The organism is Streptomyces incarnatus (assembly GCF_001027185.1).
GTDB classification, from domain to species: Bacteria; Actinomycetota; Actinomycetes; order Streptomycetales; family Streptomycetaceae; genus Streptomyces; species Streptomyces puniciscabiei.
The window spans coordinates 153740-168973 of sequence record NZ_CP011498.1 but is presented as its reverse complement, the minus strand read 5'-3'; the positions used below and the strand labels follow the sequence as shown (position 1 = coordinate 168973).

The window sequence follows — 15234 nt, the reverse complement described above, 5'->3', positions numbered from 1 at the left end:
GGCGCCGCACGATCCCGGCGCCGCACGATCCCGGCGCCGTGGTGGGTCACTGCGGTGGCGCGCCGTCGGTCAGGTTCCGTTCCCAGAAGATCTCGTCGCGCCAGGCCCCGCCGATGTACAGGTGGGCGTGCGCGACGCCCCAGGGCGTGAAGCCGTTGCGGCGCAGCACGGCGTGGGAGGCGAGGTTCTCCAGCTGGGTGTGCGCCTCCGCGCGGTGCAGGCCGAGCTCGTCCTTCATCACGCCCAGCACCTGGGCCACCGCGCGGCCGGCGTGCCCGCGGCCCTGGGCCACGGTCGCCACCCAGTAGCTGAGGAAGCCCTTCTGCAGCGGTCCGCGCAGGACGGTGCTCACCGTCACCTGGCCGATGACGGCGCCGTCCGCGACGATCACACCCGGCCAGCCGCCACCGCTGCGATGGACGGCGAGGAGCTGTTCGATGCGCGCGGCCTGGTGCTGCGCGGTGTGGAACCCCTGCGGCCTGGCCGGCTGCCAGCGGGCGAAGTCCGCGGCGTCGCGCCGAAGATGGGCCGCGAGCGCCGGGGCGTCGGCCACCTCGGCCAGCCGCACCGAGGTGGTGGCCGCGGCGGAGGGGGATGTGGGTGACACGGAAGCGGGCTCCTTACGCGTCGTGCTCGCCTTGTCTGCCGTAGTCCGTGGGGTGTGCCGGGGTCTTCGCGGGGTCGCGTTCGACGATCGGCCCGAGGATGCCGTCGATGCGGGCCAGCACGTCGTCGTCGAGTCCGATGCCGGACGCCGCGGCGGTCTCGGCGATCTGCCCCGGCGCGGTGGCGCCCACGATGGCGCTCGACACCTGAGGGTTGTGCAGCACCCAGGCGAGTGCCAGCTGCGGCATCGTGATGTTCAACTCGGCCGCCACGTCGCCCAGTCGGGACACCCGGTCGAGGACGTCCGCGGTGAGCGCGCCGACCGCGAACTGGGAGCGTGCCGGGCCGCCGGCCCGTGAGCCGGGCGGCAGCGGCGCACCGGAGCGGTACTTGCCGGTCAGCAGTCCCTGCGCCAGCGGCGACCACACGATCTGGCCGATGCCCTCGCGGGCGCACAGCGGGAGCACCTCGGCCTCGATGACCCGCCACAGCATGTTGTACTGCGGCTGGTTGGAGATGATCCGGTCGAGCCCCATGTCCGCGGCGATCTTCAGGGCGGCGGCGATCTGGTCGGCGGTCCACTCCGAGACGCCGACGTAGAGCACCTTGCCCTGCCGGACCAGGTCGTCGAAGGCCCGGAGGGTCTCCTCCAGCGGGGTGCGCACGTCGTAGCGGTGCGCCTGGTAGATGTCGATGTGGTCGGTGCGCAGCCGGCGCAGCGACCCGGCGGCCGACTCCATGATGTGTTTGCGGGACAGCCCCCGGTCGTTGGGCCCGGGCCCGACGGGGGCGCACACCTTGGTGCTGATCACCACCGACTCCCTGCGGGCACCGGAGAGCACCCGGCCGAGGACGGTCTCCGCGAGCGTTCCCGCGTACACGTCGGCGGTGTCGAACGTGGTGATCCCCTGCTCGAGCGCCTCGCGGGCGATGGCCTCCGCGGAGTCCTCGGTGGTGCTGATCCAGCTTCCGTAGGCTATCTCGCTGACCTGCAGGCCGCTCCTGCCCAGTGCGCGGTGTCTCATGGCGGCCCAGCCTAGGGACCCGGTGTGCGGCGGCCCACGGGCCGCGATCAGTGCTCCAGCGGACCTCGACCGGGGCTGTTGCGATCGCTCATAGCGTCTCCAGCGATGAGTGAGTGACCGGCACACAGCGAGCCGTGAGGAGCGTGGAAGCGATGCCGTCCCTGCAGCGCGTGGCCGCCGCGGTGATCCCGAGGCCCGGCCGTGAACGGCTCCTGTCGTGCGTCAATCTCGCCTACGCGGTGGGCCGGGGTGTCTTCCTCAGCGGCAGCGTCGTGTATTTCACCACCGTGTCCGGGCTGTCGCCGACGCAGGTGGGGATCGGCACGTCGGCCGCGGCTCTGTCGGGGTTCGCGGCGTCCTTCCTGTGCGGTACGGCCGCCGACCGGCTCGGGGCCGGACGCCTGCTCCTCGTGCTGTTCGCGCTGCAGGCCGCCGGGTTCGCGCTGTACCCCGCCGTGCATTCCGCGGTCCTGTTCTACGTGCTGATCGTCGCGGTGGGGTTCGTCGAGTACGGCGTCGGACCGACGTTCGGCGCCCTGGTCGGCTCACTGACCGGGCCCGCGGAACGCGTCCGGACCCGGGCGATGCTGCGCACCGTGTTCAACATCGGGTTCAGCGCCGGCAGCGGACTCGCGGCGCTGGCGCTGCTGGGCGGCGGCACCCTCGTCAGGGCGTTGCCCTGGTTCAGCGCAGCGCTGCTGCTCGGTGCCGTGCTGCTGATCCTGCGGCTGCCCCGCGCCACCGCCACCGACGCCCCGGCCGCCGGTACGGTGCGCCGGTTCGGTGCGCTGCGTGATGTGCGCTTCGTCGCCCTCACGGCACTGTCCGCGCCCCTGGCGCTGCACGCGTCCGTCCTGCTGGTCGTCCTGCCGCTGTGGGCGGTGTCGCGCACGGATGCCCCGCACGCCCTCGTTCCGCTGCTGCTCGTCGCCAACACCGTCGTCGTCGTGCTGTTCCAGGTTCCCACCAGCAGGGGCGCGGACACGGTGCGGGGCGCGGCGCGGCTGGCCCGGCGCTCGGGTGTGTGGCTGGCCGCCGCCTGTGCGGTCGCCGCCACCGCCGCGTACGGCAACGCCCTGACGGCGTCCGTCGGCCTGGGCGTGGCGGTGCTGCTGTTCACGCTGGCCGAGCTGCAGCAGTCGGCGTCGGGGTGGGGCCTGTCCCACGGGCTCGCGCCGGACCACGCGCAGGGCGAGTACCTGGGCACGTTCCAGCTGCACATGGTGGCGCAGGGCGTGCTGGGGCCCGGCATCGTCTCGGCGGCCGCGCTCTCCTGGGGGGCGTGGGGCTGGGCGGCGGTCGCGGCGGTGGTGCTGGTGGCGGGCCTGGTGATCGTGCCGCTGGCGGCCGCGGCGGAGCGGGGTACGGCGGTGGGGCCCGCCGGTGAGCCGGCCCCCGCGGTGAAACAGCTCGCCGGGTCCTCCTGAGGCGGGATCCGGCCGAGCGCGGACTTCCTGAGCAAGGATCTTCTGAGGTTGGAGCCCTGACCCATGACGCAGACCAAGGCCGGCTACGAGGATCTGCGCGCGCTGATGGCGCGCATGACCGGTGACGAGAAGCACGCCAAGGCGGCGACCTCGACGCTCGATGTGCTGTGGGTGCTGTACGACCGCGTGCTGCGGGTGACCCCGGACATGGCCGAGGACCGCGACCGGTTCTACCTGTCCAAAGGGCACGGCCCGATGGCGTACTACGCGGTCCTCGCCGCGAAGGGGTTCCTGGACCCCGCGGAGTTCGAGCGGTTCGGCGCCTTCCGTTCCCCTCTGGGGCACCACCCCGACCGGCTGCTCGTGCCCGGCGTGGAGATCTCCAGCGGTTCGCTCGGACACGGGCTGCCGCTGGCGGTCGGTACGGCGCTGGGGCTGCGGGCGCGGGGCATCCTCGAGCCGCGGATCTGGGTGCTCCTCGGCGACGGCGAGCTCGACGAGGGCTCGAACCACGAGGCGATCGCCTACGCGGCGCGGGCCGGTCTCGACCGCCTGCATGCCGTCGTCATCGACAACGGGTCGGCGACGCAGGGCTGGCCGGGCGGTCTGGAGACCCGCTTCGCCGTCGAGGGCTGGTCGACCGCGCGGGTGGACGGCCGGGACCACGCCGCGCTGGAAGCGGCGTTCACCGCGCCGGGCCGCGGACGGCCCCGGCTCGTGGTGGCCGAGGTGGACGAGCCCGGCGACAACCACTGACACCTTCGGGAGGGCCCATGGCCGGAATCATGCGTGAGCGCTTCGTCGAGGTGACGACGGACCTGCTCGACACCCACGACCGTCTGTCGCTGCTGACGGCGGATCTCAGCGCCAGGCTGTTCGACGAGGCGCGTGCCTCGCATCCCGCCCGGGTGGTCAACCTGGGCATCCGGGAGCAGCTGCTCATCAGCGTCGCGGGCGGCATGGCGCTGGCCGGGATGCGGCCGATCGCGCACAGCTTCGCGCCGTTCCTGATCGAGCGTCCCTTCGAGCAGATCAAGCTGGACCTGAACCATCAGGGTGCCGGCGCCGTCCTGGTCAGCGCCGGCGCGTCGTACGACATCGCCGGTGGCGGCCGCACCCACCAGTCGCCCGGGGATGTCGCGCTGCTGTCCACGCTGCCGGGCTGGACCATTCACGTGCCGGGTCATCCGGACGAGGCCGAGGCGCAGTTGCGGGAGGCGGCGGCCGGCGACGGCCTGGTGTACATCCGGCTGTCCAACCAGGCGAACCAGCGGGCGCACGCGCTGCGGGGCGGTGCGCGGGGCCACGGGTTCCGGGTGCTGCGCCGGGGCACCGCGGGCACCGTCATCGCGATCGGCCCGCTCGCCGACACGGTGCTGGCGGCGACCGAGGGGCTCGACGTGAACGTCCTGTACGGCGCCACGGTCCGCCCCTTCGACGGCACGGCCCTCAGGGCGGTGGTGGCCGGGCAGCGCGATCCCGCCGTCGTCATCGTCGAGCCGTACCTGGCGGGGACGTCCGTGGCGGAGATCGGCACGGCACTGCGGGACCTGCCGCACCGCGTCCTCGGACTCGGTGTGGGCCTGGAGGAGTTGCGCAACTACGGCACACCGCGCCAGCACGCCATCGCCCATGGGCTGGGCGGCGCGGGGCTGCGGCTGAGCATCACGTCGTTCCTGGGGAAGTGAGCGGGCCGGGCGGAGCCGTACGGCGGTCCGCGCCGTACGGCGGTCCGCCGGCCGGGGCGGATGCGACCGGGCCGCGCACGGACCCCGCCGGACGCGACGCCCGCGTGCCGTCCCGTCCGCCCGTGCGTGCGGGCGGGACGGCGTGCGCCTGCTCCCCTGCTACGGGGCCGTTTCCGTCCAGGTGACCGGCAGTTCGTGGACGCCGTAGATGTTCATGTTGGTCCTGAGCCTCACCTCGTCGGCCGGGATGGCCAGTTCGAGGGTCGGGAAGCGCCGCAGCAGGCCGGCGAAACCGGCGCGCATCTCGATGCGGGCCAGTTGCCCGCCGAGGCACTGATGGACACCGTGGCCGAAGGACAGGTGACCGCGGGCCTTGCGGCGGACGTCCAGGGTGTCGGGGTGGTCGAAGCGCCGGGGGTCGCGGTTGGCCGCCAGCAGTGAGACGACGACCGTCGAACCCTTGCCGATCGTCTCGCCGCCGAGCTCGATGTCCTCCGTGGCGTAGCGGTAGAAGATGTCGGCGACGGACAGGTAGCGCAGGAGTTCCTCGACGGCATCGGGCATCAGGTCCGGGTCGGCGCGCAGTTCGGCCAGCTGCTCGGGGTGCTCCAGGAGCGCGAACGCGCCCAGTCCCAGCATGTTGACGGTGGTCTCGTGGCCCGCGAGCAGCAGCAGGAAGGCGATGCCGGTCAGTTCCTCGACGGTGAGGTCGTCCCGGCGGGCCAGGTCGGACAGGATGTCCTCGCCGGGGGTGGCGCGTTTGCGCGTGACCAGTTCGGAGAGGTACGTGGTCAGGCCGGTGTAGGCGGCGATCTTCTCGTCGAGCGCCACCTCCTTCTCCATGAACGTGGCCGTGTCGGCCTGGAAGCTCGTCCGGTCCGCGTAGGGGACGCCGAGCAGCTCGCAGATGACCAGCAGGGGCACCGGCAGCGCGAACTCCCTGACCAGGTCGACCGGCGGGGTCAGGCGCGCCATCTCGTCCAGCTGCCGTTCGGCGATGTCGGCGATGTGCGCTTCGAGTTCCTTCATGCGTTTGACGGTGAAGGCGCCGGTGAGCATGCGCCGCAGCCGGGTGTGGTCCGGCGGGTCCATGCTGACGAACAGGCCCGGTTCCTGCGGGGACGGCTCGGTGACGGCGGGCACGCCGGGGACTTCGTACGGGATGTGGACAGGGCCGATGTCCTGGCGGGAGCTGAACCGGGTGTCGGCCATGAGCCGGCGGACCTCGTCGTATCCGGTGACTAACCAGCCCTCGTGACCGTCGGGGAAGATCATGGGGCTGACGGGACGGGCCTCGCGCAGCCGGGAGATCTCGCGGGGCGGGTCGAAGGGGCCCGCATCCCGGTCCATGGGGAGGCCGTGGGGGACGGAAGGCGTCTGGCTCATCGGTTTCCTTTCGGTGTCGGGGGGTCCGCCGGTGCCGCGGGCCGTCGCGGCCGGGGTGGGGCGGCCGGCCGTGCCCGTGCGGTGCGGCGGAGGCTCAGCGGGCGAGGGCGGTGTCGCGGACGCCGCCGGGCTCGTGCGGTGCCTGCTTCCCGAGCAGGTCCATGGCTGCCGTGAGGGTGCTGAGGACACGGTCGGCGAGTTCGGCCGCGGACACGTGCCCGGCGGCGCCGCCGACGGCGGTCGGCGGGGTGAGCTTGTCCTGGTCGCTGAGGGTGACGGACATGGCGGGCTCCTTCGCGTCGTACGCCGTAACCGGCGCCTCCGTTTCCGTGGCTCCATCATGGCACATGTCTGGCGTCATAGCGAGCCAATGTGCGCCACTCCCTGGGCCACGACGAGCTCGCCGCCCAGACGCAGCTCAAAGCCCGCCGAAATGGGGGGACTTTGAGCCACGACCCGGCGCGATGCGCGTGGACGCCGAGTCGACGACCTGCGCCTTCACGGATCACCTGGGCACTTTGGAGCCACGAGTGGCGGGATCAGCGTCACGCACAACGCCACGCGACGCCATTTGTGTGCCATCATGGTGTCGCCAGTGGCGCACTTCTCGGCTCCGAGGGCCGAGGACCGCGTCTCGTCGGAGCGAGCCAGCAGAGGGGCGGATCATGGAGACAGCACGCAGCCGGCGGCAGGCAGCGCCTGGGGCCTTCGCCGCCTTCGCCCGCTTCGTGTTCTGCGGCGGCGGAGTGGGGCTCGCCTCCAGCTTCGCCGTGGCGGCCCTCGCCTCCTGGATTCCCTGGGTCCTGGCCAACGCCGTGATCACCGTGGCCTCCACCCTGCTGGCCACCGAACTGCACGCCCGCTTCACCTTCGGCGCGGGCGGACGCGCGACCTGGCGCCAGCATGTGCAGTCGGCCGGGTCCGCGACCGCCGCGTACGCGCTCACCTGTGTGGCGATGTTCCTCCTGCAGCTGGTGGTGGCGGCGCCCGGTGCGGTGCTCGAGCAGGTCGTCTACCTGTCCGCCTCCGCGCTCGCCGGCATCGCGCGGTTCGCGGTGCTGCGCCTCGTCGTCTTCGCGCGGGGCCGCTCGCAGGCCGCGGCCACCGTCCGCACCACCCGTCCGGTGCCGGCGGCCGTGGCCCACGCCCCGGCCCCGGCCGGCCCCGCGGCGCTCTGCCACGCCGCCTGACCGTCCGGCGCACGGACGCGTCGGCTCCCGAGGGGAGCGGAGGCACAGCCGCAGGAGTGCCGGACACCTGAGAGGCAGGCGACGCGCCGCGTTCCAACGCGGTTCGACGGCCGCTCGAGCGGGGGCGTGCACGGTGGAGGCAGGCGTGCAGACGTATGCGCGACCTGGACCGTCCCGGCAGCCGGAAGGAAGTCCGCACCCATGGCCCAGAGTCCGTGGAACACGAGGTTCGAGACGATTCTCCGGCAGGGTCTGCCCGGCCTGGGCAAGGACGAGGCGCCCGCCGCCGACGTGCCGATGGAGGCGTACGGGCTCGACTCCATGGCCCTGATCGGCATCGTCAGCGCCCTGGAATCCGCCTACGGTGTCAGCCTCGCCGGTCAGGTCACCATTCCGGTGCGCACCCTGACCGCGGGCCACCTGTGGGGCATCGTCTCGGCCGCGCTGCGGCCTGACTGGGACGCCGGCCGGCCGTCCCCGGCGGGCGGTACGACGCGCGGCCCGGCCCCCTGGATCATGGCCTGACAGACCTTCAGCGGGCCGAGCGGCCCCGCCGTCCCGGGCGGGCACCGGTCGGCCCGGCGCGGGCGCCACGACCCGAAGACGCCTGCGGAGCGCTTCGCGGCCCACGCGGGCGAGCGGCCGCCACGGCTGTCACGCTGTCGTCCGAACCTCCCCCGCCCTCGTCCGGGATCCGGGTCATGGGGCCGGACGCCGGAGTGCCTCGTCGATGGAGTCGCCATGCGCAAGGCCGAAGAGCCTCAGCTGCGTCTGTTCGTTTTCCACCACTCCGGTGGTTCGCATCTGATGTACCGCGACTGGCCGGCCTGCTTCCCGGCCGGCTGGGACGTGCGGATCCCCGACGCACCGGGCCGCGGGCCCCGCGACGAACGGCTCCCGCTGGGCGACACCGGTGCCCTGCTGGAGTACTTCCTGCACGAGCTGGACACCCGGCTGACGGGCCGGTTCGCGTTCTTCGGGCACAGCATGGGCGGGCTCGTCGCCTACGAACTGACCCGCCGGCTCATCGACCTCGGGCGCACACCGCCGGTCTGGCTCGGTGTGTCCGCACGCGGCACGCTGCACCCCGAGGGGGACCCCGCGCGCCGGCATCTGCTGTCCGACGCGGAACTGCGCCGGGAGCTGGCGGCGATGGGCGGTACGTCGTCCTCGGTCCTGGACCACGACGAGCTGTGGGAGCTGTTCGCGCCGACCATCCGCGCGGACCTGCGCATCAGCGAGACCTGGCGTACGCAGCCCCTCACCGCGCCGCTGCCGGTGCCGCTCTCCGTCTTCGGCGGCACCCATGACCACGTGGCGCCGCCGCACCGGCTGGACGGCTGGGCGGCCGCCTCCCAGCACTTCCTCGGCCTGCGTCTGTTCGACGGCGGCCACTTCTACTTCCAGGACCGGCTCCCGGAGGTCGCCGGGCGGATCCAGGACGACATCCGCCGCGCCCTGGTCCTGGCCTCGGCACCGTCCGAGGCCGCGTGACGACCGTCGGGACGACGGCGACCGGCAACGTGAACGAGGCGGCGCACTCCGGCGTGGTGCCGGGGTGCGCCGCCTTGGTCCGGGGTGGGTTCCGGCCGTGTGGACCAACGGAACAGCCAGTATCGGTGGTTCGAATGGTGTTCTGACCTAGACGTTTGCCTCACTTGCAGTGTCAGCCAAGTCGGCTCTCACCTCGCTGCCGATCTTCGTCTGTACTGTGCACGGTGGTGAGGTCCTGGAATGGACGGTATCGGCGAGCTTTGTGGAGCGGAGCGACGGCTGCGGCGATGACCGGGCCAGGGCTGAGGTTTCGCGTACATACCTGTTCAACCATGGGTAGCGTTGTAGCTCGTGCAGCTGAGTGTTGTGGTCCCTTTGGTGGTCACCGTGTTCGTGGCGGCCGCCGGTTACGGGGCGACCTACCTGACGAATCTGCGTCTGGCGCGCCGCAAGGATCATCTGGATCGGGTTAACCGCCAGCTCAGCGAACTTTACGGTCCACTCTATGCGCAGTCGGAGGCCGTGGACCGAGCCTGGCGCAAGTTCGTCGCCGGGGGTGGGAACGTGTGGGCTGCGTTGGCCCCCGTCACCGCGGAGCAGGCCGCCACCTGGCGTTTGTGGATGTCCGCGGTCTTCATGCCACTCAACCGGCGCATGGTCGAGACGGTCGTCTCCCATGCCGACCTGCTGCGCGAGGACACCATCCCAGAGCCCCTGAAGGACCTGTGCGCGCATGTGGCCTGCTATGAGCCCATTGTCGCCCGCTGGCAGGAAGACGGGTTCGACTCCGCCCAGGTCGACGATCATGGTCGATCGCCGGCAATTTCCCGCGTAGGGAGTTGGACGACTACCTACGGAACTCTTTCGAGTCACTGAAGCTCGAACAGGCACGGCTGCTCGCTCAGACACAACGCTGACCGTGACACGTCCCCCGTCGCCGCGCTCTGGGGCGGGCACAACGTCATGGCGATGGTGCCTCGTCCACGCACGCTGGGTCAGAAGTACTCATTGGACCGGGATGCCGCGGCGAAGGTCGCGGAGCTGTCCGAGCGCGACCGCGAGTTCGTTGCGGAGCCGTTCGTTCTCCTCGTGCAACCTGCGGTTGGCCTCCCGTAACGCTCCCACCTCACCACTGTCTCATGCGACTTGGTGGTGATTCGCTGCTGATCGGGCAGAGCAGGTCGTCCCGTGGTGGGCTGCTTGTCGTCGAGGTCTCGCAGTCTGGCGAGCAGTGGCGCTTGGGCAGCGTCGCAGAGGAAGGTGCGGGAGACCCTTGCCCGGGCGGCGACACCGGCGACAGTCACTGCTCCGCCGTCGCGCTCCAGGGCGTCCAGAACGGCGTGGACGCGCTCGATGCAGGCAAGACGTCGCTGTTGTGCGTACTCGGCCAGGTGCGCCGAGTTGTCAGCCCGCATTTAGACGTCATTTCAGTTGGTGAGCTCGCGGTGGCGTATGAGGGTCGCGGCGATGGCAGTGAAGGCGAGCAAGTCTTCCGGCTTCCGCTCGTAGCGGCGGTGAAGGCGTCGGCAGCCGGACAGCCAGGAAATGGTTCGTTCCACGACCCAGCGGTGCCGGCCCAGCCGTTGGGAGGAGTCGATGCCCTCGCGGGCTGTGCGGTGGAGGTTCGCGGCGGAGATCCCGACCGAGAGGGGCAGGCCGCGGCGGTCAACGATGAGGTGGTTTTTCGATCCGGCTTTGCCTCGGTCGGTCGGATTCGGTCCCGTCAGCTGCCCCCTTTGAGGGCCCGGACGCTTACGGAGTCGATCGCGCATCGCGACCAGTCCGGCTCGCCGCGGGCACCGAGTTCGTCCAGGGCCAGGCGGTGAAGCCTGGCCCACACCCTGGCCTCGGACCATTCGGTGAACCGGCGGAAGGCGGTCACTCCCGACAGTCCGAAGCCTGGGGGCAGCTGGTTCCAGGTGCATCCCGAGGTGGCCACGAAGATGATCGCCGCCAGCGCCTCACGGTTCCCTCACCGACGGGGCTCCTCCGCCCTGCGGGCGTTCGGGTGCTGGCGGCACCACCCGCTGCAACAGCTCCCACAGCTCTTCCGGCGCCATCCGTTCGACAAGCGCAGCAGTCATCGCTCCAGGCTGCCGCAAGATCACACCAACTGAAATTGCGTCTGAGCCAGGCACCCGGGCGGCGGACGGCCCCGGCGCGCCCCACGGGGGGAGGGCGGCGACGGACACCCCGAGGTGGGGGCCGGTCAGGTGGTGGAGATGACGTAGGCGCGGGCGAAGTGGTTGCCGATGCGGGTAGTTCAGGCCAGCGCATCGGTCTTGACCTGACCTGGCGACCGTCGAGTGATCGAACGTCCATCCGGGGAATGATTGGTTCCTGCCTGTGTTACGCGACTGGCGGTACTGCACAAGCCGCAGGTCGGTCTACGTTCCCACAGCGGCGCGATCGATCAGCTTCGCTGGAGCACCTGTCACATTCGGCCATCGGTACCCAGTGCCCCCGCAGACACTGCCGCTGCGCTGCAGGTGAGTTGTGCCCGAGTGGTGCGATTCCAGCCGTTACAGAGGTCATGACCTGCGCCGATACCACCGGTGCTTACGATGAGGCCAGGCGGCGCGCCGGGGCTGCGAGTGGCGTGATCCACGGTTTTGCCGGCCGTGTGCTGGCGATTGCATTGCTGCCGCACCACTGGACATCACTTCATCCGCTACTTGGTTAGGGGAACAGCCAGTGTCACGTGGCAGATTCGCAAGGAAGTTGGCAGCGGTCGGGATCAGCGCCGCCGCGCTCACCAGTGTGGTGGCGGCTGTGCCGGCCCAGGCCGCGCAGGCTCGTCCGAACACGGTGTACGCGGACTGTGCCGTGGGCGACTACGGCAAGAACCACGACGGCGTGTGGATCTCCTGCGGCGATGTCGTGGGCGGTCAGGCTCGTGGCCGCGCCGACTGCAAGGCGGCTCCGGACATCTACACCAAGTGGGTCGGCTCCTGGACCTACGCGCAGAACGGCTTCTGCTGGTTCAGCATGCGCGGCGCCGTCCTGGAGACCCGCGCGTCCTGACCGCTTGAGTGAAGGGGTGGATGCCGCGGAACGGTCCGCGGGTATGCAACCGAAGGCCCCGTGAGAGAGGTTGTCACCGAACGATGCGCACCGCGGTTTCCACCCGGCCGGGAGCCGGAGGGCCGGACGATCCGGTCCTCCGGCTCGAAGGCGTTCACAAGGTCTACGGCACCGGAGCCACCCGGCATGTGGCTCTGGACGCCGTGACCGTCGAGTTCCACGCTGCGAGTCTGACCGCGGTGGTGGGTCACAGCGGCTCGGGCAAGTCCACCCTGCTCAATGTCTCCGGCGGGCTGGAGCAGCCCACCTCCGGAACTGTCGTTCTGAGCGGTCAGGAGCTGACGCGGATGGGGCCCGCCGAGTTGGCCCGCACCCGTGCGGGCTTGGTGGCCTACGTGTTCCAGGAGTACAACCTGATCCGCACCATGACGGTCCTGGAGAACGTGTGCCTGCCCCTGGAGCTGTCCGGGACGGACCGCAAAGAGGCGCGCCGGCAGGCGCTCCAGGCGCTCGAACGGACCGGGGTGCCCAAGCACACCCGGAAGTTCCCCGACCAGTTATCCGGCGGTGAACAGCAACGGGTCGCCATCGCCCGTGCCATCGCCGACCACCGTCCGCTGGTCCTGGCCGACGAGCCCACCGGCGCACTGGACACCGCCAACGGTGAGCGTGTCATCTCACTCCTGCGGGACATCGCGGCCGGCGGCGTCGCTTGCGTGATCGCCACGCACAATCCCGAGGTCACTGAGGCGGCCGACCGAGTCGTGCGCCTGCAGGACGGCCACATCGTGGAGGGCGGCGCGTGATCCGTAACCGGCATCGACGCCTCGCCTGGGTGCTGGGCTGGCGGCTGGCCAGCCGCAGCCGTCTGCGTACTCTCCTGGTCTGCCTGGCCATCGCCCTTCCGGTCGCGGCCGGTTCAGCGGTCGCCGCCGTGGCAGCCACAGCCCGTATCTCGCTGCCGGAGGCCACCGCAGCCGCCTACGGCACAGCCGACGGGCGGATCACCACCATGTCCGGGCAGCGCAAGGGCGATGCCACCGACCAGCAGCGGCTCACTGCCCAGCTGAAGTCCCTGCTTCCCACGGGTGCCCGCGTCACATACGACACCGACGTGCTCCAGCTCACCCTCAGCGGAGCCGACGGACAGCAGAGCACCGTCGACGGACGCGCAGTCGACCTGGCCGACCCGCTCACCCGGGGCCTGTACCGCATCGACAAGGGAACCCCGTCCGCCAAGGACGGGACCATCGTTTTGTCATCGGCCCTGGCGCGTGCCATCGGCGTCACCGAACCCGGCCGGCACCTCCGGGTCGGCCGTACCACGCTCACCGTGTCCGCCTTCGTCTCCGACCGGTTCGACCTGAACCACCGCCTGTTCGCCCTGCCCCCCGGCGGCCCGCTGACCTCGGCCTCGCTGTCCCAGGCGAAGGACATGGGAAGCCCTCGCTGGTTCGTCGCTCTCCCCTCCGGGAAGACGCGACCGGAGGCCGGAAAGCTGCAGAGCGCCGGTTACGCCTACGTCCCCCGCAGCCAGGCCGCCGCCATCGCGGAGGAAAGCTCGGGCACAGACTCGACAGCGCTCCTCGTCGGCCTCGGACTGCTGGCCGAGACCATTCTGCTGGTGACCGCCGCCTTCGCGGTCGTCGTCCGCAGCCAGCGCCGCCACATGGGTCTGCTCGCCGCGCTCGGCGCGCCCGCGAAGGTGACGGCGGCCTTCTTCCGCACCCACGCACTGTGCGTTGCGGTCATCGGCTCGCTCGCAGGCGTGGCCGCAGGTCAGACGGCCGCCCGCCTGGTCGCGCCGGTGCTGGCCGAGCGGGCGGGCGCGGACTGGGGCCCGGTGGACGGCGCGTGGCCCACCTCACTGCTCCTGGTCGCCGTCACCGTGGCGGTCACCGTCGCCGCCTCGACACTGCCGGCACGGACGGCTCTGCGCGAGGACCCCACCGCGCTCCTCAAAGCGGTCCCCCCCGTGCACAGCACCCGGCGCCTGCGGCTGCGCACGGCGACGGTCAGCCTTTTCGCCCTGGCCACCGTCGCGGGCCTCGCTGCGATGACGACCGATGCCGGAGCGGGTACGGCGGTACTGGGGGTTGTCGTCTTCACTGCCGGCATCACAGCCACGGCCCTGGCCGTGTCGTCGCTGGTGTCCCGGCGGACGGGTACCGACTATCTGGCTCTGCCTGCGGTGCTGCGGTCCGCGCTACGGTCCCTTCTCGCCTTCCCGGTACGCGCCATCACGACCGTCATCGCCCTGGGAGTGGTCGCCGCGGTGTCCTCCACCGTGCTGGTCGCCTCTGCCTCAGTAGCCCAGAAGCAGCGCGACGACTACCAGCCCGCGCTGCCCGGCAAAGCCGCCCTGATCGTGGCTTCCCGTGCCTTGACCAGTGCCGAACGGTCCTCGCTGAAGGACGCCACCGGAGCTACGGAGGTGTCCACCGGCTATCAGCGGGCCGCGGTTCCTCGTGGCGGCAAACAGGTGCCTGTCTCTCCCAGGACGGATTTCCTGTCCTGCATCGACTCCAGGGGCCTGCTGAAGTACGGCCACAACGACTGGCAGCCGTGTTCGGCAGTCTCCAAGTCACACATCCCCTTCCCCACCGTCGGCGTCGCCGACACAGCGGGAGCACAGACGCTCACCGGTGTGCTGACGGACGAACAGCGCCGGCGCTACGAGAGCGGCCGGGCCGCCGTCGCCGTCACCCCCGCAGGGCTGTCCGACCAGGTGTCACTGGTGGCCATGGCCCGGGGGACACGCGGGTTCACCCTGGAGAACACCCTCACCCTGCCGCTGATCCGCCCGAAGCACGCCGACACCGATGAATACCAGGCACTGCCCGCAGTCCTGATCAGCCCAGCAGGAGCCAGAAAAGCCGGGATCATTCCCGTAGGACCCGAAACCTACCTGCTCCGTACCCCCACCAAGCCGACCGAACGAGAGGTGACGCGGGCGCTTCCCGTGGACGCGCAGTCCGATTCCCAGGTCTCGGTCGAGTCCGGCCCCCAGACAGCCGGTGCGGCCCAGCGACTCCAGCCGGTCGTGGCAGCCGTCTCCGTGCTGACCACGATGCTCATCGTCGCCGCGATGGTCAGCCTGTGGACCTCCGACCTGCAAGGCGAGTACCGGATGCTCGGCGCCGTCGGCGCCACCACCGGATGGCGCCGACGCCTGGCCTCCTCCATGTCCAGCCTGCTGATCCTCGTCAGCTCCGTGGCCGGAACACTCTGGGGTCTCGCCGCCTGTGCCGCATTCCTCACCGGAATGGGCACTGCCATCTCCGTCCCCGCCGGGTGGCTGACCGCGACCGTAGCCGCCGCCGTCGTCACGGCCGCCGCCATGGGCGGCATCCTGGTGCCACGGTCAGCACGCGCCCAACGACAAGCATGAATG

At 71.1% G+C, this 15234-nt stretch carries 14 protein-coding genes and 1 pseudogene; 10 read left to right on the top strand and 5 right to left on the bottom strand.

What is annotated here, in order from left to right:
- Positions 1–46: 46 nt before the first annotated feature.
- The gene (locus tag ABB07_RS40030; RefSeq protein ID WP_208903961.1) at positions 47–607 is read right to left on the bottom strand and encodes a GNAT family N-acetyltransferase; all 561 of its coding nucleotides are present in this window, start codon (positions 605–607) and stop codon (positions 47–49) included.
- A 13-nt stretch (positions 608–620) separates the two neighbouring features.
- Entirely contained in the window at positions 621–1631 is a 1011-nt protein-coding gene (locus ABB07_RS40025) for an aldo/keto reductase family protein (RefSeq protein ID WP_208903960.1), read from the bottom strand.
- 152 nt (positions 1632–1783) lie between these two features.
- Here ABB07_RS40025 and ABB07_RS40020 point away from each other — a divergent pair, with 152 nt between their 5' ends.
- The 3 genes from ABB07_RS40020 (at position 1784) to ABB07_RS40010 (ending at position 4746) form a co-directional block, all read left to right on the top strand.
- Positions 1784–3058, top strand: a complete 1275-nt coding sequence (locus ABB07_RS40020) for an MFS transporter (RefSeq protein WP_208903959.1) — start codon at positions 1784–1786, stop codon at positions 3056–3058.
- Positions 3059–3121: 63 nt separating this feature from the next.
- Complete coding sequence (locus ABB07_RS40015; protein ID WP_208903958.1) at positions 3122–3814, top strand: thiamine pyrophosphate-dependent enzyme; 693 nt, start codon at positions 3122–3124, stop codon at positions 3812–3814.
- Between the two features lie 17 nt (positions 3815–3831).
- The gene (locus tag ABB07_RS40010) at positions 3832–4746 is read left to right on the top strand and encodes a transketolase family protein (protein ID WP_244189852.1); all 915 of its coding nucleotides are present in this window, start codon (positions 3832–3834) and stop codon (positions 4744–4746) included.
- Positions 4747–4905: 159 nt separating this feature from the next.
- Here ABB07_RS40010 and ABB07_RS40005 read toward each other — a convergent pair whose 3' ends face one another.
- Together ABB07_RS40005 and ABB07_RS40000 are read right to left on the bottom strand one after the other, a co-directional pair.
- On the bottom strand, positions 4906–6132 hold the full coding sequence (locus ABB07_RS40005; RefSeq protein WP_208903957.1) for a cytochrome P450: 1227 nt from the start codon (positions 6130–6132) through the stop codon (positions 4906–4908).
- 94 nt (positions 6133–6226) lie between these two features.
- Positions 6227–6415 carry a hypothetical protein gene (locus ABB07_RS40000; protein WP_208903956.1) on the bottom strand — a complete coding sequence of 63 codons (189 nt, stop codon included), beginning with the start codon at positions 6413–6415 and terminating at the stop codon, positions 6227–6229.
- A gap of 382 nt (positions 6416–6797) precedes the next feature.
- Between ABB07_RS40000 and ABB07_RS39995 the strand changes: the two genes are divergently transcribed.
- The 4 genes from ABB07_RS39995 (at position 6798) to ABB07_RS39980 (ending at position 9692) form a co-directional block, all read left to right on the top strand.
- A complete protein-coding gene (locus ABB07_RS39995; RefSeq protein WP_208903955.1) occupies positions 6798–7322 on the top strand; it encodes a GtrA domain-containing protein in 525 nt (174 codons plus the stop codon).
- A gap of 201 nt (positions 7323–7523) precedes the next feature.
- Positions 7524–7847, top strand: coding sequence for an acyl carrier protein (locus ABB07_RS39990; RefSeq protein WP_208903954.1), 324 nt, complete (start codon positions 7524–7526; stop codon positions 7845–7847).
- Positions 7848–8063: 216 nt separating this feature from the next.
- The gene (locus tag ABB07_RS39985; RefSeq protein WP_208903953.1) at positions 8064–8816 is read left to right on the top strand and encodes a thioesterase II family protein; all 753 of its coding nucleotides are present in this window, start codon (positions 8064–8066) and stop codon (positions 8814–8816) included.
- A 351-nt stretch (positions 8817–9167) separates the two neighbouring features.
- Positions 9168–9692 carry a hypothetical protein gene (locus ABB07_RS39980; protein WP_208903952.1) on the top strand — a complete coding sequence of 175 codons (525 nt, stop codon included), beginning with the start codon at positions 9168–9170 and terminating at the stop codon, positions 9690–9692.
- A 551-nt stretch (positions 9693–10243) separates the two neighbouring features.
- Here the strand turns inward: ABB07_RS39980 and ABB07_RS39975 are convergent.
- Positions 10244–10900 (bottom strand): annotated as a pseudogene (locus ABB07_RS39975) (IS5 family transposase).
- 637 nt (positions 10901–11537) lie between these two features.
- Here ABB07_RS39975 and ABB07_RS39970 point away from each other — a divergent pair.
- The 3 genes from ABB07_RS39970 (at position 11538) to ABB07_RS39960 (ending at position 15231) form a co-directional block, all read left to right on the top strand.
- Positions 11538–11840, top strand: coding sequence for a hypothetical protein (locus ABB07_RS39970; RefSeq protein WP_208903951.1), 303 nt, complete (start codon positions 11538–11540; stop codon positions 11838–11840).
- 83 nt (positions 11841–11923) lie between these two features.
- A complete protein-coding gene (locus tag ABB07_RS39965) occupies positions 11924–12646 on the top strand; it encodes an ABC transporter ATP-binding protein (protein ID WP_208903950.1) in 723 nt (240 codons plus the stop codon).
- Positions 12643–15231, top strand: a complete 2589-nt coding sequence (locus ABB07_RS39960) for an FtsX-like permease family protein (RefSeq protein WP_208903949.1) — start codon at positions 12643–12645, stop codon at positions 15229–15231. The genes ABB07_RS39965 and ABB07_RS39960 overlap by 4 nt, the downstream gene beginning before the upstream one ends.
- Positions 15232–15234 lie beyond the last annotated feature (3 nt).